Origin of the sequence: Sphaerotilus sp. FB-3, assembly GCF_023706025.1 — a bacterium.
In the GTDB taxonomy this organism is placed as follows: Bacteria; Pseudomonadota; Gammaproteobacteria; order Burkholderiales; family Burkholderiaceae_C; genus Sphaerotilus; species Sphaerotilus sulfidivorans.
The window spans coordinates 21,955-40,999 of record NZ_BQWE01000012.1 but is presented as its reverse complement, the minus strand read 5'-3'; the positions used below and the strand labels follow the sequence as shown (position 1 = coordinate 40,999).

General features: G+C 69.1%; 19 protein-coding genes. 7 read left to right on the top strand and 12 right to left on the bottom strand.

What is annotated here, in order from left to right:
* Nucleotides 1–14 precede the first annotated feature (14 nt).
* The 5 genes from NFT33_RS07035 to NFT33_RS07010 all read right to left on the bottom strand — a co-directional run bounded on the left by NFT33_RS07035 (nucleotide 15) and on the right by NFT33_RS07010 (nucleotide 6,654).
* Complete coding sequence (locus tag NFT33_RS07035; protein WP_149504301.1) at nucleotides 15–950, bottom strand: branched-chain amino acid ABC transporter permease; 936 nt, start codon at nucleotides 948–950, stop codon at nucleotides 15–17.
* Between the two features lie 228 nt (nucleotides 951–1,178).
* Entirely contained in the window at nucleotides 1,179–2,525 is a 1,347-nt protein-coding gene (locus tag NFT33_RS07030; protein ID WP_376744134.1) for a replication-associated recombination protein A, read from the bottom strand.
* 19 nt (nucleotides 2,526–2,544) lie between these two features.
* Entirely contained in the window at nucleotides 2,545–3,204 is a 660-nt protein-coding gene (gene lolA, locus NFT33_RS07025) for an outer membrane lipoprotein periplasmic chaperone LolA (protein WP_376744133.1), read from the bottom strand.
* On the bottom strand, nucleotides 3,201–5,840 hold the full coding sequence (locus NFT33_RS19225; protein ID WP_309296128.1) for a DNA translocase FtsK: 2,640 nt from the start codon (nucleotides 5,838–5,840) through the stop codon (nucleotides 3,201–3,203). Before NFT33_RS19225 ends, lolA begins: the two co-directional genes overlap by 4 nt.
* 145 nt (nucleotides 5,841–5,985) lie before the next feature.
* Nucleotides 5,986–6,654: a Crp/Fnr family transcriptional regulator gene (locus NFT33_RS07010; RefSeq protein WP_037483673.1), complete on the bottom strand. Its 669-nt coding sequence runs from the start codon at nucleotides 6,652–6,654 to the stop codon at nucleotides 5,986–5,988.
* A gap of 247 nt (nucleotides 6,655–6,901) precedes the next feature.
* Between NFT33_RS07010 and trxB the strand changes: the two genes are divergently transcribed.
* The 4 genes from trxB (at nucleotide 6,902) to NFT33_RS06990 (ending at nucleotide 10,340) form a co-directional block, all read left to right on the top strand.
* Complete coding sequence (gene trxB, locus NFT33_RS07005) at nucleotides 6,902–7,861, top strand: thioredoxin-disulfide reductase (protein WP_220787646.1); 960 nt, start codon at nucleotides 6,902–6,904, stop codon at nucleotides 7,859–7,861.
* Between the two features lie 182 nt (nucleotides 7,862–8,043).
* Nucleotides 8,044–8,277 carry a 50S ribosomal protein L28 gene (gene rpmB / locus NFT33_RS07000; RefSeq protein ID WP_037483668.1) on the top strand — a complete coding sequence of 78 codons (234 nt, stop codon included), beginning with the start codon at nucleotides 8,044–8,046 and terminating at the stop codon, nucleotides 8,275–8,277.
* Nucleotides 8,278–8,292: 15 nt separating this feature from the next.
* Nucleotides 8,293–8,463, top strand: a complete 171-nt coding sequence (rpmG, locus tag NFT33_RS06995; RefSeq protein ID WP_037483666.1) for a 50S ribosomal protein L33 — start codon at nucleotides 8,293–8,295, stop codon at nucleotides 8,461–8,463.
* 284 nt (nucleotides 8,464–8,747) lie between these two features.
* Complete coding sequence (locus tag NFT33_RS06990; RefSeq protein ID WP_251674141.1) at nucleotides 8,748–10,340, top strand: hypothetical protein; 1,593 nt, start codon at nucleotides 8,748–8,750, stop codon at nucleotides 10,338–10,340.
* Nucleotides 10,341–10,366: 26 nt separating this feature from the next.
* Here the strand turns inward: NFT33_RS06990 and NFT33_RS06985 are convergent, their stop codons facing one another.
* From NFT33_RS06985 to purN, 3 genes are all read right to left on the bottom strand, one after another.
* The gene (locus NFT33_RS06985) at nucleotides 10,367–11,590 is read right to left on the bottom strand and encodes a DesA family fatty acid desaturase (protein ID WP_220787648.1); all 1,224 of its coding nucleotides are present in this window, start codon (nucleotides 11,588–11,590) and stop codon (nucleotides 10,367–10,369) included.
* 214 nt (nucleotides 11,591–11,804) lie between these two features.
* Nucleotides 11,805–13,073, bottom strand: coding sequence for an RsmB/NOP family class I SAM-dependent RNA methyltransferase (locus NFT33_RS06980; RefSeq protein WP_149504305.1), 1,269 nt, complete (start codon nucleotides 13,071–13,073; stop codon nucleotides 11,805–11,807).
* A gap of 49 nt (nucleotides 13,074–13,122) precedes the next feature.
* Nucleotides 13,123–13,761: a phosphoribosylglycinamide formyltransferase gene (gene purN, locus NFT33_RS06975; protein ID WP_251674139.1), complete on the bottom strand. Its 639-nt coding sequence runs from the start codon at nucleotides 13,759–13,761 to the stop codon at nucleotides 13,123–13,125.
* A gap of 164 nt (nucleotides 13,762–13,925) precedes the next feature.
* Between purN and NFT33_RS06970 the strand changes: the two genes are divergently transcribed.
* On the top strand, nucleotides 13,926–14,393 hold the full coding sequence (locus NFT33_RS06970; protein WP_251674137.1) for a YidB family protein: 468 nt from the start codon (nucleotides 13,926–13,928) through the stop codon (nucleotides 14,391–14,393).
* A gap of 69 nt (nucleotides 14,394–14,462) precedes the next feature.
* Entirely contained in the window at nucleotides 14,463–14,897 is a 435-nt protein-coding gene (locus NFT33_RS06965) for a DUF3717 domain-containing protein (RefSeq protein WP_251674135.1), read from the top strand.
* On the opposite strand, the gene NFT33_RS06960 is transcribed toward NFT33_RS06965, so the two are convergent.
* The 4 genes from NFT33_RS06960 to NFT33_RS06945 form a co-directional block, all read right to left on the bottom strand.
* Complete coding sequence (locus tag NFT33_RS06960) at nucleotides 14,836–16,299, bottom strand: sensor histidine kinase (RefSeq protein ID WP_251674133.1); 1,464 nt, start codon at nucleotides 16,297–16,299, stop codon at nucleotides 14,836–14,838. The two genes, NFT33_RS06965 and NFT33_RS06960, sit on opposite strands and share 62 nt — an antisense overlap.
* A 14-nt stretch (nucleotides 16,300–16,313) precedes the next feature.
* Nucleotides 16,314–17,021, bottom strand: coding sequence for a response regulator (locus NFT33_RS06955; protein ID WP_251674131.1), 708 nt, complete (start codon nucleotides 17,019–17,021; stop codon nucleotides 16,314–16,316).
* Nucleotides 17,022–17,110: 89 nt separating this feature from the next.
* Nucleotides 17,111–17,482 (bottom strand): response regulator transcription factor, encoded by a 372-nt coding sequence (locus tag NFT33_RS06950; protein WP_251674129.1) that lies wholly within the window; start codon nucleotides 17,480–17,482, stop codon nucleotides 17,111–17,113.
* Between the two features lie 56 nt (nucleotides 17,483–17,538).
* On the bottom strand, nucleotides 17,539–18,189 hold the full coding sequence (locus NFT33_RS06945) for an excisionase family DNA-binding protein (RefSeq protein ID WP_076459018.1): 651 nt from the start codon (nucleotides 18,187–18,189) through the stop codon (nucleotides 17,539–17,541).
* Between the two features lie 282 nt (nucleotides 18,190–18,471).
* Here NFT33_RS06945 and greB point away from each other — a divergent pair, with 282 nt between their 5' ends.
* Nucleotides 18,472–19,041 (top strand): transcription elongation factor GreB, encoded by a 570-nt coding sequence (gene greB, locus NFT33_RS06940; protein WP_251674127.1) that lies wholly within the window; start codon nucleotides 18,472–18,474, stop codon nucleotides 19,039–19,041.
* Nucleotides 19,042–19,045: the final 4 nt, after the last annotated feature.

The following is a 19,045-nucleotide window of genomic DNA, read 5'->3' as shown; positions in this document are numbered from 1 at the left end:
CTCCTCGGACGGCGTCAGGCGCGATCGGCGACACGCTCGCCCATCAGGCCGCTCGGGCGCAGCGTCAGGACCAGGATCAGCACCAGGAAGGCGAAGATCTCGACATAGTGGCTGCCGAACAGGCCGCCGGTCAGGTCACCCAGGTAGCCGGCGCCCAGCGCCTCGATCAGGCCGAGCAGCACACCGCCGACCATCGCGCCGGTCAGGTTGCCGATGCCGCCGAACACCGCGGCGGTGAAGGCCTTCAGGCCGGGCATGAAGCCCATGCTGTGCTGCAGCGTGCCGTAGTTGGCCGCCCACATGATGCCGGCGATGGCCGCCAGCGCTGCACCGATGATGAAGGTCGCGCTGATGATGTGGTCGGGGCGCACGCCCATCAGGCCGGCGACACGCGGGTTCTCGGCGGTGGCGCGCATCGCGCGACCAAGCTTGGTCTTGTTGACCAGCCACAGCAGGCCAGTCAGCACCACCGCGGTGATCACCAGGATCAGCACCTGGGTCAGCGTGATGACCGGGCCGTCCTCCCACAGGAAGAACACCTCGACCGGCAGCAGCTGCGGGTACGGCTTCGGATTCGGCTTCCAGATGATCATCGCCAGCGTCTGCAGCAGCAGGCTCATGCCCATCGCGGTGATCAGCGGCGCCAGGCGCGGCGCGTTGCGCAGCGGCCGGTAGGCGATCTTCTCGATGGAGTAGTTCAGCGCCGCGCAGACGATGATCGCGGCGATCGCCGAGATCAGCATGATCAGCCAGCCCGGCATGGGCGAGGCGGTATCCAGCAGAAAGGTCGCGACGGTCCAGCTGACCATGGCGCCGACCATGAGCACCTCGCCGTGCGCGAAGTTGATCAGGCTGATGATGCCGTAGACCATCGTGTAGCCCAGTGCGACGAGGGCATACATGCTCCCGAGCACCAGACCGTTGATGATCTGCTGTACAAAGATGTCCATTCCAAGATCTCCTGTGGCTTGCTCAGGAAATCGCAAGGGCCGTGCCAGCCCATGGAAACCCTGACCCGCTCAGGGGATCGGCGGATCGTGACATCCTTCCTGCCAGCGACGTCGCAGTGCATTGCACCGGCCCGGACCGGCCGCATTTCAGCGGCACAAGCGCACGAACCGCAGAAAATCCAGACACTCACCCTTCTGGCCGGATCAGATCCGGGAAAGCACCGCCACTCAGCGCGACTTGTTCGCCTGGGCGTCCAGCTCCCGCAATCTCTCGAGCTTCTCGCCGATGCGGATCTCGAGCCCGCGGTCGACCGGCTGGTAGAAACGTGGCGCCGGCGCCAGCCCGTCCGGGAAATAGTTCTCGCCGGACGGATATCCGTCCGGCTCGTCGTGCGCGTACCGGTAATTCCGTCCGTGCCCCAGGTCCTTCATCAGCCGGGTCGGTGCATTGCGCAGGTGCGCAGGCACCGGACGCGAGCCGTCCTGCTTCACGAAGGCCTGCGCGGCCTTCCAGGCGACATACGCGGCGTTGGACTTCGGAGCGACGGCCAGATAGAGCACCGCCTGCGCCAGCGTCAGCTCGCCCTCGGGCGAGCCGAGCCGCTCGTAGGTCTCCGAGGCGTCCAGCGCGATGCGCAGCGCGCGCGGATCGGCCAGGCCGATGTCCTCGCTGGCCATGCGCACCAGGCGCCGGGCGATGTAGCGCGGGTCGGCGCCGCCGTCGATCATGCGCGCGAACCAGTACAGCGCACCGTCCGGGCTGCTGCCGCGCACCGCCTTGTGCAGCGCCGAGATCGCGTCGAAGAACTGGTCGCCGCCCTTGTCGTAGCGGCGCAGTTGCGCACCCAGGCAGCGCTCGAGCGCCGCCTCGTCCAGCGGCCGGTCGGTGCCGGCCATGCGCACCACGTTCTCGAAGGTGTTGAGCAGCCGGCGCGCATCGCCGTCGGCATAGGCGACCAGGCGCTGCGCCGCGGCGGGCTCCGGGGCGGGCGCGGGCAGCGCCTCGCCGGCTCGCGCCAGCAGCGCCAGCAGCTCGGTCTCGCCCAGCGGCTCGAGCACATGCACCGTCGCGCGCGACAGCAGCGCCGAGTTGACCTCGAAGGACGGGTTCTCGGTCGTCGCACCGATGAAGGTGAACAGACCCGACTCGACATGCGGCAGGAAGGCGTCCTGCTGCGCCTTGTTGAAGCGGTGCACCTCGTCGACGAAGACGATGCAGCGCCGCCCCCGCGCCTGAGAGCGCTGCGCGCGCTCGACCGCCTCGCGGATGTCCTTCACGCCGCCCAGCACCGCGGAGATCGGCACGAAGTCGGCGTCGAAGGCCTCGGCGGTGAGCCGCGCCAGCGTCGTCTTGCCCACGCCCGGCGGGCCCCACAGGATCATCGAATGCGGCCGGCGCGACACGAAGGCCGCGCGCAGCGGCTTGCCCTCGCCCAGCAGGTGGGTCTGGCCGATCACCTCGTCGATGTGGCGCGGGCGCAGCCGCTCGGCCAGCGGCGCCTCCGGCGCGGCCGATGCGCCCGGCGTCCCTGGCGGATGGGTGTCCGGCGGGTCGGTCGGCACATCGTCGAACAGGTCGTTCACTGCCCGCGGCTCACTGCTGCAGCACGTCGGCGCCGGCCGGCGCGCTGAAGCGGAAGCGTTCGGCCGGCAGCTTCAGATTGGCCTCGAAGCGCGAGAAGTCCAGCCGCGAGCGCTGGCCCAGCGCATCGGTCAGCTCGATCGCCGCCAGGTCCTTGCCGCGAAAGCCCACCCGCAGCTGGCGGATATGGCTCTCCTTCGCCTTGGGCTGGGCGGCCGCCCACTGCAGGCCGCCCTGGTCGGGCTCGGCCGACAGCGTGAAGTCGCGCTCCAGGCTGCCGCCGGCCAGCAACGCCGCGGGCGTGGCGCCCAGCGCCTGGTCGAAGGGCCGCACCGTCACCTGGTTCAGGTCGACATCGAAGAGCCAGACCTTCTGGCCGTCGGCGACGATCTGCTGCTCGTAGGGCCGGGCGTAGTCGAAGCGGAAGCGGTTCGGGCGCTGGAACTCGAACTCGCCGCTGGAGGTCTTCTTCTTCGCGCCGTCGGGCGAGGTGGCGACCTGCGTGAAGGCGGCCCGGCCGGACTGCACCGTCTGCACGAAGCTGCGCAGCGTGTCGACCGCGTCGGCGCGCGCCGGCAGCGCGGTGGTGGCAACGGCAGCCGCCAGCGCCAGCATCAGCACCCGGCCACGGCCGGGCCGCTTCGAGAGGGATTCGAGGGAGAGCAGCTTCATTCTTCCTTGCGCGCCGGGACGAGGATGTCGCGGTTGCCGTTGGTGGACATGCTCGATACGAGTCCGGTTTTTTCCATTTGTTCCAGCAGCCGCGCCGCACGGTTGTAGCCGATGCGCAGATGGCGCTGCACCAGCGAGATCGAGGCCTTGCGGTTCTGCAGCACGATGGCCACCGCCTGGTCGTACATCGGATCGGCCTCGGCGTCGCCGCCACCGCCCTCGGCGTTGGTGTCGTTGGCGCCGCCCTCGCCCTCGAGCGTGCCGCCCTCCAGGATGCCCTCGATGTAGTTCGGCTCGCCCTGGCTCTTCAGGAACTCGACGACGCGGTGCACCTCGTCGTCGGAGACGAAGGCGCCGTGCACCCGCACCGGCTGTCCGGTGCCGGAGGCCATGTAGAGCATGTCGCCCATGCCCAGCAGCGCCTCGGCGCCCATCTGGTCGAGAATGGTGCGGCTGTCGATCTTGCTCGAGACCTGGAAGCTCAGCCGGGTCGGGATGTTGGCCTTGATCAGGCCGGTGATCACGTCGACCGACGGGCGCTGCGTGGCCAGGATCAGGTGGATGCCGGCAGCACGCGCCTTCTGCGCCAGGCGGGCGATGAGTTCCTCGATCTTCTTGCCGACCACCATCATCAGATCGGCCAGCTCGTCGATGACGACGACGATGTGCGGCAGGCGGTCGAGCGGCTCAGGGGCCTCCGGCGTCAGGCTGAAGGGGTTGGGGATCAGCTGCTCGCGCTCCTGGGCCTCGCGGATCTTCGCGTTGTAGCCGGCCAGATTGCGCACGCCCAGCTTGCTCATCAGCCGGTAGCGCCGCTCCATCTCGGCCACGCACCAGTTCAGCGCGTTCGAGGCCTGCTTCATGTCGGTGACCACCGGCGCGAGCAGGTGCGGAATGCCTTCGTAGACGCTCATCTCGAGCATCTTCGGATCGATCAGGATCAGGCGCACATCCTCCGGCTCGGCCTTGTACAGCAGCGACAGGATCATGCCGTTGATGCCCACCGACTTGCCCGAGCCGGTGGTGCCGGCCACCAGGCAGTGCGGCATCTTGCCCAGGTCGGCCACGATCGGCTCGCCGACGATGTTCTTGCCCAGGCCCATGGTCAGCAGCGAGGGCGCCTCGCGGTAGACCGGCGCGCCCAGCACCTCGGACAGGCGGATCACCTGGCGCTTGCGGTTGGGCAGCTCCAGCGCCATGCAGTTGCGGCCCGGAATCGTCTCGACCACGCGGATCGACACCAGGCTGAGCGAACGGGCCAGATCCTTGGCCAGATTGACGATCTGCGAGCCCTTGACACCCACCGCCGGCTCGATCTCGAAGCGGGTCACCACCGGCCCCGGCATCGCGGCGATCACCGTCACCTCGACGCCGAAGTTCTTCAGGTGGCGCTCGATCATGCGGCTGGTCTTCTCCAGCTCCTCCGGCGTGGCGGATTCGGCCTGCGGCGGCGCGGCGTCCAGCAGATCGACCGACGGGCGCCCGCCCTCGCCGGCCGGCGCGAAGACCACCGGCATGGCCGGACGGGGCGCCGGCGGCGGCATGACGAAGACCGGCGGCGCGGCCGGCGCCGGCGGCAGGTCGTCCTCGTCGTCGGCAGGATCGACCCACGGCGCCACCGAGGCCCGTGCCAGAGCCGGCACGGGTGCAGGCGGCATCGGCGCGGGCAAGGGCGCCGGTTCGCGCAGCCGGGGTGGCGCCGCCACCGCCGCAGGAACCGCCACTACCGCCACTGGCGCGGGCTGCGGTGGCATCTGCGGCAGGGTGTCGACGAAATCCGGCTCATGGCCGGGCGAGCGGCCCGGAGCCAGCGCAGCGATGTCGCCGAATTCCGGCTCGACCGGCGCCACGGCAGGCGCTGCAGCAGCCTCGCGCTCCTTGCGGGCGCGGCGCGGGGCCGCAGCCGCCGGCCCAGGCGTCGCGACAGATGTGAGTGCCGCGCCTGCCGCCATCAGATCATCGGCAGGCGCCTGCCCGGACAGGCCGCGCTCACGCTGCGCCTGCTCGCCGATGCGCTTGTCCTCGGCCTCGGCCAGACGCTCGTCGCGGCGCTCGCGCCAGATGTCGAACAGCGCGCCGATGCGCTCGGCCAGACCCAGCCAGGAGAACCGGAAGGCCCAGGCCACCGACAGCAGCAGCAGCACGATCCACAGCACGCCGCTGCCGACGAAACCCAGCAGCTTCATGCTCAGCGGGCCGAGCATCGCGCCCAGCACGCCACCGGCATGGGTGCCGGCCACCAGGCCTTCATGCTGGTAGAGCCGCGTCCACTCGAGCGAGGTGCTCGACAGCAGCAGCAGCAGCAGCCCGACCCAGGCCTGCCACCAGGGCCGCCAGTGCACCGGGCCGTCGATCGTCTCCACCGGCGCCAGATCGACCCGCAGCAGCCGGGCCACCGCCGACAGCCAGCCACGCAGGCCGAAGAGCAGCAGCCACCAGGCCGACAGGCCGCACAGCACGAAGGACAGATCGGACAGCCAGGCCCCGATCACGCCGGCCTGGTTGCGCAGCGGGCGGCCATCGCCGGAGGTCGAGAAGGCCGCGTCGCCCGGGTGATGGCTGAACATCGCCAGCATCCACAGCACCAGCAGCGTGCCGCCAAGCGTGATGGCCAGCTGCAGGCGCCAGCGTGACACCGGACGAGGCAGGGAGGAACGGGTTTGCGCGGCTGCAGACGACCCTGAGGCCGTGCCGCGCAGCGAACCGAGCGGATAAGTCATGCCCGAATTGTCCGCCATCCGTCAGGATGGTCTTGAAACGACAACCGGGCGAGGTCTGCGCTTATTGCGAGGCCAGACGCTCGGTCAGGACGACCCAGCCGTTCTCCTGGGTCTCGATCAGATGGCGTTCCTCGAGATCCTTCATGACCCGGCTGACCATCTCGCGCGAGGCACCGACGACCTTGGCCAGATCCTGGCGAGACACCTTGGAGCGGATGACGCGGCGACCCTCGTCGTCCTCGGCCATGTCGAGCAGCGCACGCGCCACCCGGCCGTAGACGTCGAGCAGCGCCAGCGACTCGATCTGGCGGTCGGCATTGCGCAGGCGTGCCACCAGGCCGCGCAGGATCGCGTAGGACAGGCTGGAGTTGTCGGGCAGGCAGACCGCGAACTCGTTGCGGCCCAGCACCAGCACGTCGGTCTGGACCTCGGCGCGCACGGTGGCCGAGTGCGGCTCGTTGTCGATCAGGCTCATCTCGCCGAGATAGTCGCCGGCCTCGAGCACCGCCAGGATGACCTCGCGGCCGCGGGCATCCGAGGTGATCACGCGGGCACGGCCGCTCAGCAGGATGAACAGCGCGTCCGACTTGCGACCCTGCTCGACGATGATCTCGCCGCGACGGTACCGGCGCTTGACCACGCCGTCGGCGATCGTCTGGGCCTGCTCGACGGTCAGCATCGAGAACAGCGGCACACGCCGGATCAGATCGAGATTCGAGAGCATCGCCATGTTGGGGGTCACTCCTGTGCTTGTTTGGTTTCTGTCGTTGAGTTGGGGCCAGGCCTGGCGCGAGTCGGCATCCCCTGGCGACCGGGGACGATCGGGAACCGCTAAGCTCTCGAATCGCACCGCGTCACGCACGCCCGATGCGACGCGACTCTAACCGATGCGTCGCGTCGTTGAACAGCGAACCGACCCGGAAATGAAACCGCGCGCCGCCCGCCGGCGCCTGCCCCAGAACCCGCCACAGAACGCCATGACCAGCACTGTCCAGCACGCCCAAGTCCTCATCCTCGGCTCCGGCCCGGCCGGCTACACCGCCGCCATCTACGCCGCCCGCGCCAACCTCAAGCCGATGCTGGTCACCGGCATGGCCCAGGGCGGCCAGCTGATGACGACCACCGAGGTGGACAACTGGCCGGCCGACGTGATGGGCGTGCAGGGCCCCGAGCTGATGGAGCGCTTCCAGAAGCACGCCGAGCGCTTCAACACCCAGTTCGTCTACGACCACATCAACCAGGTCGACTTCAGCCAGCGCCCCTTCACGCTCAAGGGCGACAGCGGCACCTACACCTGCGACACGCTGATCATCGCCACCGGTGCCAGCGCCAAGTACCTGGGCCTGCCCTCCGAGCAGACCTTCATGGGCCGCGGCGTCAGCGGCTGCGCGACCTGCGACGGCTTCTTCTACCGCGGCGACGAGGTCTGCGTCGTCGGCGGCGGCAACACCGCGGTCGAGGAGGCGCTCTACCTGTCGAACATCGCCAGCAAGGTCCACCTGATCCACCGCCGTGACAAGTTCCGCGCCGAGGCGATCATGGTCGACAAGCTGCATGAGAAGGTTGCCGCAGGAAAAATGGAGTTACATCTGTTTCAGACGCTGGATGAAGTCCTCGGTGACCAGAGCGGCGTGACCGGCGTGCGCCTGAAGAGCACCGAGGACGGCAGCACCCGCGACCTGGCGGTCAAGGGCTGCTTCATCGCGATCGGCCACCACCCGAACACCGACATCTTCCAGGGCCAGCTCGAGATGAAGGACGGCTACATCGTCACCCGCTCCGGTCTGGACGGCTTCGCGACGATGACCAGCGTTCCCGGCATCTTCGCCGCCGGCGATGTCCAGGACCATGTCTACCGTCAGGCCATCACCAGCGCCGGCACCGGCTGCATGGCCGCGCTGGATGCCCAGCGTTTCCTGGAACAGAACCACGGTTGAGGCGTCGGTCCTGGGCCCAGGACCGTTTTCAGGCTACAATCGACGTTTTGCCGCCAAAAGAGACCCGAGGTGCCGGATGGCGCTGTCGGAGGGGTAACCATCAGACCAAGCACCACAAGTGCTGCAAGTTCCGGGCGGGCGGGTCTGCGCTGGTTGCTGTAACCATAGATCGGAGAAGCGTCATGGCACGCGTCTGTCAAGTCACGGGCAAGGGCCCGATGACCGGGAACAATGTTTCCCACGCCAACAACAAAACCAAGCGCCGCTGGCTGCCCAACCTGCAGTACCGCCGTTTCTGGGTCGAGAGCGAGAACCGCTGGGTTCGCCTGCGCATCTCGAACGCGGCTCTGCGCCTGATCGACAAGAAGGGCATCGACGTGGTCCTGGCGGACCTGCGTGCTCGCGGCGAACTGTAATCGGAGACCGACACCATGGCAGCCAAAGGCGGACGCGAAAAGATCAAGCTGGAATCCACTGCGGGTACCGGCCACTTCTACACCACGGACAAGAACAAGAAGACCACGCCGCAAAAGCTGGAATTCATGAAGTTCGATCCGAAGGCACGCAAGCACGTCCTGTACAAGGAAGTGAAGCTGCGCTGATCTCGATGATCGAGACGTTCCTCGGCAGCCGCTGCGGAACGTGCCCGTGCAGACCCGCCCGGACAGGCTTGTCCCGGCGGGTTTTCTTCATGTCCGCGTCCAGCCTGCCAACATCGATGGCCGGCGCAGACTCCCTCTTGCGGGGGCCCCCTCCAGGGGGATGAGACCGACAGCCCACCCCCGCCTACAGTGAGTCCGGTGAAATCTCGAGGAGGGACACCATGCTCCTGTGCGGATCCCGCCCCCGGCGATGCCGGCAGACCGGACGGATCGGGCTGCTGTGGTTGGGCCTGGTTCTGCTGTCGCAGCCGGCCGGTGCGCAGTCCATCGACACCCGTCGCAGCCAGGCCACCATCGGCGAGCCTGTCGAGATGAGCCTGCAGGTGCGCGCCTTCGACATCCCGCCCGCACTGCTGGGGCCGGACTGCATCGCGGTGCGCCTGCAGCATGCCGACAGTGGCGAAGCGATCGAACCGATCAGGATACGCACCGTGCCCAGCGGACAGGATGAACAGGTGACGGTCCAGATCCAAAGCCCCGCGATCGTCGAGGAACCAGTGCTGATCGGACGGGTGGACCTGCTGTGCGGCGCGGCCTTCAGCCGGGAGTTCACCGTGCTCGCCGATCCTCCACGCCGTCCTCTGTCCCGCAGACCGGCGGCACAGGTGCGCCCGACCGGTCAGGCCCACGCTGCGCCGGCAACACCCGCGGCCGCATCCCGCCTACAGTCCCCGAGCAGCCCGGCCCGCGCCGACGAGGCCGCACTGACCGGCGCAGCCGAGCTGATCGCCCGTCTGGTGGCGGAGCGGCTGCCGCCCTCCGCACCCGGCGTCCAGGCCCAGGCCGAGCCCTCCGAGGCCTGGCGACATCTGCATGAGCAGCAGCGCGAGACCCGCGCCGCCCTGGACGAGCTGAAGCTGCAGCTGGCCCGGCAGGACAGCCCTGCCCCGCCCTGGCGCGACGCGGCCCTGGTGGCAGGCACGCTGATCGGCCTGGGCAGCTGCATGATGATCGGACGGCTGCTGCACGATCGACCGACAGGATCCGGTCTGGCCGGTCGACGCCGCACGCCCTCCAGCACGAAGCGACAGCGAGGACAGAGCGCACAAGAGGATGAAGCCACCTCCGTCGGCAGCCCAGCACCGCACGCCGGGCAGATCCGCACCCATCACGCAGGCACCGACGCGCACACATCGTCCGCCTCGCCCCAAGGCGCACGGATCATCACGATCGAATGGCCCCAGCCGCAGGACGACGAGGCCTCGACAGCCGCCGCTCCAACATCCTCGTCAGCATCGGCCCTGCCCTCTGCCGAGGATCGCTCCTGCTGGCAGGACAGCAACTTCGGCCATCCCCGCCTGGACGACGAGGGCAGCCAGGAGCTGCTGGCGGAACTGGATGCCGCGCCACCCGGCAACGCCGAGCAGCAGCTCGGCTGGGTCATGGTGCTCGAGCGCCGCCTGCTCGAAGGCCAGGGCCGCTGCCCCTGGCTGCTGATGCGGCTGCTGGCCCTCTACGAGCAGCTGCGCCAGCCCTGGAACCACGAGCGGGTGGCGGCTCAGCTCGAGGCGCTCTACAACGTGCGAGTGCCGCCAATGTCGCCGCCGACGACATCCGCCTCAGCGGCATCGTCGCAGGATGGCCCGCGCCAGCTCGAGCAGCACGAACTCACCTGGAAGCAGGTCTGCGAGCACTGGAACGAGGCTCAGGCCGAGGCGCACCTGGCCGCGCTGCTGCTGCGACCGACCGCACTGGAGGAACTCGATCTGCCTGCCTTCGAGCAACTTCTGACGCTGCACGGCCTGCTGCGCCGTCGAGAGCAGATGCCCCGGACTTCGTTGCTCGATGTCGTGGAGTTCGATGTGCTGGCAGCCTGAACACCTCCAGCGATACACCGCACGTGTCAGGCCCGCGCCGAACGCAGCGTGCGCGCGAAATCCTGCAGCGCGACGATGCCGCTGGCCTCGGCCCGCTGGCACCAGGCCTGCAGGTCGGCGACCAGCTGCTCGCCCGACACGTTGGTGCGGGTCCAGAGCTGGCGCAGCTCCTCGCGCATCGTCACCAGCTTCGCCAGCGCCGGGCTCTGGTCGCAGGCCTGCGCGACGCTGGCCTTGAACTCGGCCGGAATCTTCTGTTCGTCGCGGTGCAGCCAGCGCTGCGCCAGGCGCATCTGCGCCCAGCGCTCGGTGTTCTGCGCACCCTGCTGCTTCAGGCGCTCGAGCTCCTCGTTGCAGGCGCGACGCAGGCCGTTGGCGTACTGCGCCATCATCTCGTAGCGGTTGGCGATCAGCGCCTCCAGCGTCTGGCTGTCGGCCACCGCCTTCATCTCGCCCAGCTTGAGCTGCGGCGCGGTCTTGCGCACCTTGGCCTGGCCGAGCATCTCCAGCAGGCGGATGTAGCCCCAGCCGATGTCGAACTCGAAGGGCTTGACCGACAGCTTGGCCGAGGTCGGGAAAGTGTGGTGGTTGTTGTGCAGCTCCTCGCCGCCGATCCAGAGGCCCCAGGGCGAGATGTTGGTCGAGGCGTCGGCCGCCTCGAAGTTGCGGTATCCCCAGTGGTGGCCCAGGCCGTTGATGATGCCGGCGGCATGGATCGGGCTCCACAGCATCTGCACCGCCCAGACCGTCAGGCCGAGCGCACCGAACAGCGCCACGTCGATGATCAGCATCAGCGACACGCCCAGCGCCGAGCGGCCGGTGTAGAGATGGCGCTCGACCCAGTCGTCGGGCGTGTTGTGGCCGTACTTCTTCAGCGTCTCGGGCACCTTGGCCTCGGCGCGATAGAGCTCGCTGCCGCGCAGCAGCACCGTCTTCAGGCCATGCGCGACCGGGCTGTGCGGGTCATCGACCGTCTCGCACTTGGCGTGGTGCTTGCGATGGACCGCGACCCATTCCTTCGTCACCATGCCGGAGGTCATCCACAGCCAGAAACGGAAGAAATGCGAAGGAATCGGCCCGAGGTCCAGCGAGCGATGCGCCTGGCTGCGGTGCAGGAAAACGGTGATCGAGACGATCGTGATGTGGGTCACCACGAGCGTGAACAGCAGCACCTGCCACCAGGAGGCGTGCAGCAGGCCATGAGCCAGCCAGTCCAGCAGGACTGCCCAGATCGTCGAGAGGTCGGACATCGAAAAGACTTTCAGAAACGCAGGAAGCAGGCAGGCTGCACGGCGGGCGAGGGTCGCCGGCGTTTCGGAAAGCGCACGGGGCGGAGGGTCCGAGTCACAGGCGGGCGGGCGATTTTAGCCCCGCCCAGGGGAGCGGCGACATGAGCAGCCACCCCAGTGGCGGTGATTTGCCCGGCACCGCCGCCAGGCGGCAGGCGCCGGACGGCAGTCCGGTTCAGCGTCGGCGCCAGACCGCGGCGAAGAAGCCGTCGGTGCCGTGGCGGTGCGGCCACAGCCGCAGCATGCCGTCATGGCACAGCGAGGCGGCCTGCTCGACCTTCTGGCGCTCGAGCACCTCGGCGGCATCGAGCATCTCGAAGTCCGGATGGGCCTCGGTGAAGGCGCGCACGATGGCCTCGTTCTCGGCCTCGAGCACGCTGCAGGTCGCGTAGACCAGCTGGCCGCCGGACTTCACCAGACGCGCGGCGCTGTCGAGGATGGAGGCCTGCTTGGCGGTCAGCTCGGCCACCGACTTTTCGCTCTGGCGCCACTTCAGGTCGGGATTGCGGCGCAGCGTGCCCAGGCCCGAGCACGGCGCGTCGACCAGCACCCGGTCGATCTTGCCGGCCAGGCGCTTGACCCGATCGTCGCGCTCGTGGGTGATGCCGGCCGGATAGACGTTCGACAGCCCGCTGCGTGCCAGGCGCGGCTTGAGCGCCGCCAGGCGGTGCGCCGACACGTCGAAGGCGTAGAGCCGGCCGGTGTTGCGCATCATCGCGCCCAGCGCCAGCGTCTTGCCGCCGGCGCCGGCGCAGAAGTCGACCACCATCTCGCCGCGCCTGGCCTCGGTCAGCAGCGCCAGCAGCTGGCTGCCCTCGTCCTGCACCTCCACCTCGCCGCGGTTGAAGACCTCGGTGCGGTTGAGCGCCGGCTTGCCGTCGACGCGCAGGCCCAGCGGCGAGAACGGCGTCGGCTGCGCGCGGATGCCCTCGGCGGCCAGCGCCTCCTGCGCGGCCTCGCGCTTGACCTTGATCGCGTTGACGCGCAGGTCCAGCCCGGCGGGCTGCAGCAGCGCCTCGGCCAGCGCGTCGAACTCCTCGCCGACCTGCGCCTTCAGCGGCTCGACCAGCCACTCGGGCAGGTTGTGCACCAGCGCGGCGTTGTGGCCCTTCGAGGCCTTCATCGGGTCGAACTGGCGGCAGTTGTCCAGCCAGGTGCGCTCGCCCTCGGTGATCGCGGCGTTCAGGTAGGCCTCCGAGCCCTGCCAGGCCAGCAGGATCAGCCGGCGCTCGATCGAGCCGTGGCCGGAGCGCGCCAGGTACTGGTACTTCGCGCGACGGCGCAGCACCTCGTAGACCGTCTCGGCCAGCGTCTGGCGCTCGCGTGCGCCCAGCGCACGGTTCTGGCGGAAAAAGGACGACACCACCGCATCGGCGGGCGTGGTGAAGCGCAGCACCTCGTGCAGCAGCTCGTCGCACAGGGCGAACAGGGCCTTGGGGGTCATCGAGGGCTCCTCGGGAACGGAATCGGAAGATCGGACAGGAAAGGACGGCTCAGCGCGGATCGAACAGCCACTGCTCGGCGCCGTCAAGATGGCGCACGACGCCCGCTTCGTCGACCGCAAGCCGGTCCTCGACGAACCAGCGCACCGCGCGCGGGTAGATCACATGCTCGCAGCGCAGGATGCGCTCGGCCAGCGTGTCGGGCGTGTCGCCCTGGCGCACCGGCACCGCCGCCTGCACGACGATCGGGCCGTGGTCCAGCTCGGGCGTCACGAAATGCACCGTGGCGCCGGCGAACTTGCAGCCCGCCTGCAGCGCACGCTCGTGCGTGTGCAGCCCGCCGAAGGACGGCAGCAGCGACGGGTGGATGTTCAGCAGCCGGCCGGCGTAGCGCGCGACGAACTCTGGCGTCAGGATGCGCATGAAGCCGGCCAGCACCACCAGGTCGGGCTGGTGCCGGTCGATCTCCTCGGCCAGCGCGGCGTCGAAGGCGGCGCGATCGGCATGCGCGCGGTGGTCCAGACCGATCGCGGCAATGCCCTGCGCCTGCGCCCAGGCCAGTCCGCCCGCCTGCGGACGGTTGCTGATGACGGCGACGACGGCGGCGGGCCAGCCCTCGGTCTGGCAGGCCTTCTGGATGGCTTCCATGTTGGAGCCCCGGCCGGAAATCAGGATCACGATGCGTTTCATGGGTGCGGGAGTGTAATCGGCGCCCGGCAGAGGACCCGGCCATTGGTCGCATGACAAGGACATGGAAACCGGTCACAGTAGCCCCCGCGCCTTCCGGCGCAGCGTGAACCTTGTCGCGATTCACGATCTTCTTTCTTCGTTTCGATTCCAACAGGAGAACACAGATGGGACTGCTCGACTCTCTGGTCGGCTCGGTGGTGAGCCAGGCACTCGGTGGCTCGCAGCAGGGTGGCCAGGCCGCCCTGATCCAGGCCCTGATCGGCATGCTGATGAACGGCGGCCTCGGCGGCGGCGGCGCGGCCCAGGCCGGCGCGCCGGCCGACGGCCTGGGCGGACTGCTGGAGCAGTTCCAGCGCAGCGGCCTGGGCGACGTGGCCTCTTCCTGGGTCTCGACCGGCCAGAACCTGCCGGTCTCGGCCGAGCAGATCGGCCAGGTGCTCGGCCCGGACGTGCTGGGCCAGCTCGCGCGCAGCGCCGGCATGGACAGCGGCGCAGCCGGTGGCGCGCTGGCGCAGATCCTGCCGCAGGTGGTCGACGCGATGACGCCGGACGGCCGCCTGCCGCAGCAGGGCACCGACCTGGGCGCGATGCTGCCGCAGATCCTCGGCGGCCTGCTCGGCGGCGCGCGCTGAGCCGCCGCTGAGCCCGGCCCGCCCCTGACGATGCCGGGGACGGGCGTCGGCCGCTATGCTCGCGTGGCCATGGCCGACATCCACATCACCGACATCGAGAGCGCCATCAACTGGTGGCGCCAGCGCAGCCCCTCGCCCGACGGCATCGAGCTGGCCGCACCGCTGCGCGCGCTGGCCGAGGTCTACGCGCGGATGAACTACTTCCGCGAGACCTCGCACGACGAGGACACGCTGCCGCCGCCGGCCCGCGCGGCCTGGCTGGCCTGGTACGACAGCACGCCCGACGCGCCCTGCATCGCGATCTGCTCGACCGCCCAGGGCGACGCGGTCTGCAAGGGCTGCGGGCGCAGCTTCGAGGAGGTCCGGCACTGGCCGGCGATGAGCCCGGGCGAGAAGCGCGTCATCTGGCGCCGCATCGTCGCCGAGGGCAGCGCCTGGCGCTTCAACCGCTATGCCGACCGGGCGCCGGAGCGTCGTCGCCCAGCATCGGACCCGGCAGCGTGATGACGAAGCAGGTGCCGCCGCCCTCGCGGCCCTCGCAGCGCACCCTGCCACCGTGGCGCTCGGCGATCTGGCGCACCAGCGACAGCCCGAGGCCGACGCCGCCCGCACGCTCGGCATGGCCGGGCAGGCGGTAGAAGGGCTCGAAGATGCGCTCGCGGAACTCCGCCGGCACGCCGGGGCCGCGATCGCGGATGCTGATCTCGATGCGGCCGTCCGGCAACGTGCCGACGTCGGCCGAGACCTCGTCGCCACCGTAGCGACGCGCGTTCTCCAGCAGGTTGCGCAGCGCGCGGCGCAGCAGCCGCTCCTCGCCGAGCACCTGCACATCCTCGCCGCCGGCTTCGGCCCCGACCCGCGCGGCCTCCTCGACCAGCAGGCCGAGCAGATCGACCAGCTCGGGCTGCATGTCCGAGCGCGCATCGAGCCGGCTGGCCAGCAGCACCTCCTCGACCAGCTCGTCGAGCTCGCGGATGTCGCGGTCGATCTCGCGGCGCAGCTCCTCGTGCTGGGCAGGATCCGCATGGTCGAACATCGACACCGCCATCTTCAGCCGCGCCAGCGGCGAGCGCAGCTCATGGCTGGCATTGGCCAGCAGCGAGCGGTTCGAACGCACCAGATCCTCGATGCGCTGCGCCGCCTGGTTGAAGCTGCGCGCCACCGCCGCGACCTCATCTTCGCCGCGTGCATCGACCCGGTGCGACAGCCGGCCACTGCCGAAGACCTCGACACCGCGCTGCAGGATCTCGAGCCGGCGGGTCAGCCGGCGCACCACCGGATAGGCGCCCAGCGTGATCGCGGTGAACAGCGCCGCCAGCAGCAGCAGCACGCCGGTGGCCTCGTCGAGCAGGCCCGGCCCGCCCAGGCCGATGCGATCCAGCGGCCCGGGACCGTTGATCGGTGGCAGGCGCGGTGGCCCGCCCTCGCCGCGAGGCCCATGCTCATGTCCGGGGCCAGACCCTGGCGGCCCACCACCCTTGAAACCCTTGAAGCGGATCTTCAGTGTCCACAGCACCCGGCCATCGGGCAGGCGCGAGGCCAGCGCGATCTCCGACTCCGGCCGCGCCCGGTCCTCGAGAATGCGGCGGTAAGGCTCGGACTCGGCGATGCGCCGACCCGAGGCGTCATCAAGCGCCAGCGGCAGCTTGAGCTGACGCGACCAGTCCAGCAGCACCTCGCGCTGGGTGTCCTCCGGTGCGCTGGCCGGCGGCAGGCTGCGCTCGATCAGCGCCGCCATCGTCCGGGTGCGCTCGAGCACCGCGCTCTCGAAGCGCGTTTCCTCGGCCGCCGCATGGCGGCGGAACAGCACCGCCGCGATCAACGCAAACACCAGCAGCACGACCACCACGGTCAGGTAGATGCGCAGATAGAGGCTGCGCACTCCGGTGCTTCGACGCCAGCGCATGCCGGAAGGCGTGCTCAGGCCGCGTCGGCGTCCTGCTTGCGCGCGAAGACATAGCCGGAGCCGCGCACCGTCAGGATGCGGCGCGGGTTCTTCGGATCGTCCTCGATCGCGGCGCGGATGCGCGAGACATGCACGTCGATGCTGCGGTCGAAGGCCTCGATCGGATGCCCCTTGAGCGCATCCATGATCTGGTCGCGCGAGAGCACCCGGCCCGGGCTGTGCGCCATCACCTGCAGGATGTCGAACTGGTAGCTGGTCAGCTCGCAGACACGCCCGTCGACCCGCACCTGACGCGCGTTCACGTCGACCTCGAGCCGGCCGAAGCGCAGCACCGCATCATCGCCCAGCGGCGTGGCGCGGCGCAGCAGCGCCTTGATGCGCGCGAGCAGCTCGCGCGGCTCGAAGGGCTTGGGCAGGTAGTCGTCGGCCCCCAGCTCGAGGCCGATGATGCGGTCCATCGGCTCCCCGCGCGCGGTCAGCATCAGCAGCGGCAGGCTGCGCAGGCGCGGGTCGGCGCGCAGCTCGCGCGTCAGGTCCAGACCGTCGCCGTCAGGCAGCATCAGGTCGAGCACCAGCACATCGAAGAGTTCGCGCTGCAGGCGCGCGCGCCCCTGCGCCAGGTCGCCGGCCACCGAGACATGAAGTCCGGCGGAGACCAGATAGGTGCTGACCATGCTGGTCAGACGGGCATCGTCGTCGATCAGGAGAACACGGGCGCTCATGGGGGAGTCGGAAGAACGGGCAGTCTCGGAGAGCATGCAGTATCGTCGACCGCCGGTGTCAGGCGCTCGTGCCTGCGCTGTAAAGAACTTCAGCCCAGCATCGATTCGACCTGCTCGAGCAGATCGATCGGGCTGCACGGCTTGACCAGGCAGGCATCCGCGCCGGCCCGCCGGCCCGCCTGCAGATCGGCCGGCAGACCGCGGGCGCTGAGCAGCAGCACCTTCACGCCCGCCTGCGACGGATCGGCTCGCAGACGCCGGCACACCTCGAGCCCGTCGATCGATCCCGGCAGCATCACATCCAGCACCACCAGGGCCGGTCGCAGCTCATGTGCCAGCGCCAGCGCCTGGGAACCGTCGGCCGCCTCGTGCAGCTCATGCTCGGTCATCTCCAGCGTCATCCGGATGAAGCGGCGAATGTCGATCTGGTCCTCGACGATCAGGATGCGGCTGGAAATCATGTCCGTTCTCGGGATCCCGGCAGGTCGGCACAGACCCTCACCTGCCGGGGACAGGTTCACTGCATGCCTTCGGCATGCATGCTGCGGCCCATGCGGATCATCTCCGATTCCACCCAGGCGCGCACCGCGATCGCAGGCGCGGGCTGGTGGATCACGCGGACCCGGTCGGGCAGACCGCCACGCTCGGCGATCTGGTGCGGCGTCTGACTGGTAATCGCCAGCACCCGGAGCGGAGCGTACTCGTTCAGCCCGGACAGCGTCAGCAGCATCGCGTAACCGTCGATGTCAGGCATCGCGAGATCGGTCACCAGCAGGTCCGGCGCCTTGCGACCGAGCTGAAGCAGGCCGGTGTAGCCATTGTTGGCGCCGCGCAGCGACACATTCGAGCCCAGAGGCTGCAGCACCTCCTGCCAGAGCTGCAGCTGGTCGACGCTGGAGGCGATCAGCAGGACATCGATCGGTGCATTGGCGGCAGCCGCCATCGACAGCGAGGTCGGCGCCGCAGGCCGCAGACCGCTGCGCTGGGCCAGGGCCTCGACCGCGGACAGCCGGATGCGGCGATGGCCACCTGGCGTGCGACCGGCCGGCAGCGTGCCGGCCTCGACCCACAGCTGGACGGTGCGCAGCGACACGCCGAGCCGCAGTGCGGCCTCACGGGTGGTCAGGAGCGGGTCCAGAGGATCTTGAGCAAAATGGGGACGGGACATGGCAGGGGGCCCTCTAAAACACAGATCGGGCGAGCTCGTCTGACCGAGTTCGCGAGTCTCCAGCTCATCTATTTGCGGCTTGCCCGGGTCATCGGCATGCGGCTTCCCCCGCTGTAGCGCCGGAAGTTTCAAAGTGTGACTTATTTCGCCCCCCGATTACGAATTGCGCAGATCCAGTATGAGGAATATTTGCAACACAACCCCCCATTCATGGGCACGGATCGTACCAAATGAATCGAAAAAAATGATCATGTGCAAAAAATCACACTGGGAGCCACGGCAATGACCCGCCCAGCGGCCACACCCCCTTCAGATGCAGCCGAGGATGAGGAGTTTCAAGGATTGCCCCCGCTGCCCCCCGGTACACGAAACTACATGACGCCGCAAGGCCATCGCCAGATGCGCGCCGAATTGATGAATCTGCTCGATGTCGAGCGCCCGAAAGTGGTGGAAACCGTTTCCTGGGCCGCAAAGAACGGCGACCGCTCGGAAAACGGGGACTATCTCTACGGCAAGAAAAGGCTGAGGGAAATCGACCGCCGCATCCGGCACCTGACGCGCCGGCTCGACATCGCGGAGGTGGCCGATCCGTCGGTGCACCACGGGCGCGACCAGGTCTTCTTCGGTGCGACGGTGACCTATGCCGACACCGGCGGGCAGGAGCACACCGTCACCATCAAGGGCATCGACGAGTCCGACAGCCTGCGCGGAGAGATCAGCTGGATCTCCCCGGTCGCGCGGGCGCTGCTGAAGGCGCGCGAGGGCGACGAGGTGACGCTGATGACGCCAGCGGGACTGCAGCGCCTCGAAGTGATCGAGGTGCGCTATCCCGCCCCGGGCGAGCCGGCCTGAGGCC

Coding starts and splice junctions, on each gene's coding strand:
- NFT33_RS06985 (WP_220787648.1), bottom strand. CDS start 11,590: ATGTCCGACCTCTCGACGATCTGGGCAGTCCTGCTGGACTGGCTGGCT.
- NFT33_RS06965 (WP_251674135.1), top strand. CDS start 14,463: ATGGCCGACATCCACATCACCGACATCGAGAGCGCCATCAACTGGTGG.
- NFT33_RS06950 (WP_251674129.1), bottom strand. CDS start 17,482: ATGATTTCCAGCCGCATCCTGATCGTCGAGGACCAGATCGACATTCGC.
- NFT33_RS06945 (WP_076459018.1), bottom strand. CDS start 18,189: ATGTCCCGTCCCCATTTTGCTCAAGATCCTCTGGACCCGCTCCTGACC.
- NFT33_RS06970 (WP_251674137.1), top strand. CDS start 13,926: ATGGGACTGCTCGACTCTCTGGTCGGCTCGGTGGTGAGCCAGGCACTC.
- NFT33_RS07010 (WP_037483673.1), bottom strand. CDS start 6,654: ATGGCGATGCTCTCGAATCTCGATCTGATCCGGCGTGTGCCGCTGTTC.
- rpmB (WP_037483668.1), top strand. CDS start 8,044: ATGGCACGCGTCTGTCAAGTCACGGGCAAGGGCCCGATGACCGGGAAC.
- NFT33_RS06960 (WP_251674133.1), bottom strand. CDS start 16,299: ATGCGCTGGCGTCGAAGCACCGGAGTGCGCAGCCTCTATCTGCGCATC.
- purN (WP_251674139.1), bottom strand. CDS start 13,761: ATGAAACGCATCGTGATCCTGATTTCCGGCCGGGGCTCCAACATGGAA.
- NFT33_RS06980 (WP_149504305.1), bottom strand. CDS start 13,073: ATGACCCCCAAGGCCCTGTTCGCCCTGTGCGACGAGCTGCTGCACGAG.
- lolA (WP_376744133.1), bottom strand. CDS start 3,204: ATGAAGCTGCTCTCCCTCGAATCCCTCTCGAAGCGGCCCGGCCGTGGC.
- rpmG (WP_037483666.1), top strand. CDS start 8,293: ATGGCAGCCAAAGGCGGACGCGAAAAGATCAAGCTGGAATCCACTGCG.
- NFT33_RS06955 (WP_251674131.1), bottom strand. CDS start 17,021: ATGAGCGCCCGTGTTCTCCTGATCGACGACGATGCCCGTCTGACCAGC.
- trxB (WP_220787646.1), top strand. CDS start 6,902: ATGACCAGCACTGTCCAGCACGCCCAAGTCCTCATCCTCGGCTCCGGC.
- greB (WP_251674127.1), top strand. CDS start 18,472: ATGACCCGCCCAGCGGCCACACCCCCTTCAGATGCAGCCGAGGATGAG.
- NFT33_RS07035 (WP_149504301.1), bottom strand. CDS start 950: ATGGACATCTTTGTACAGCAGATCATCAACGGTCTGGTGCTCGGGAGC.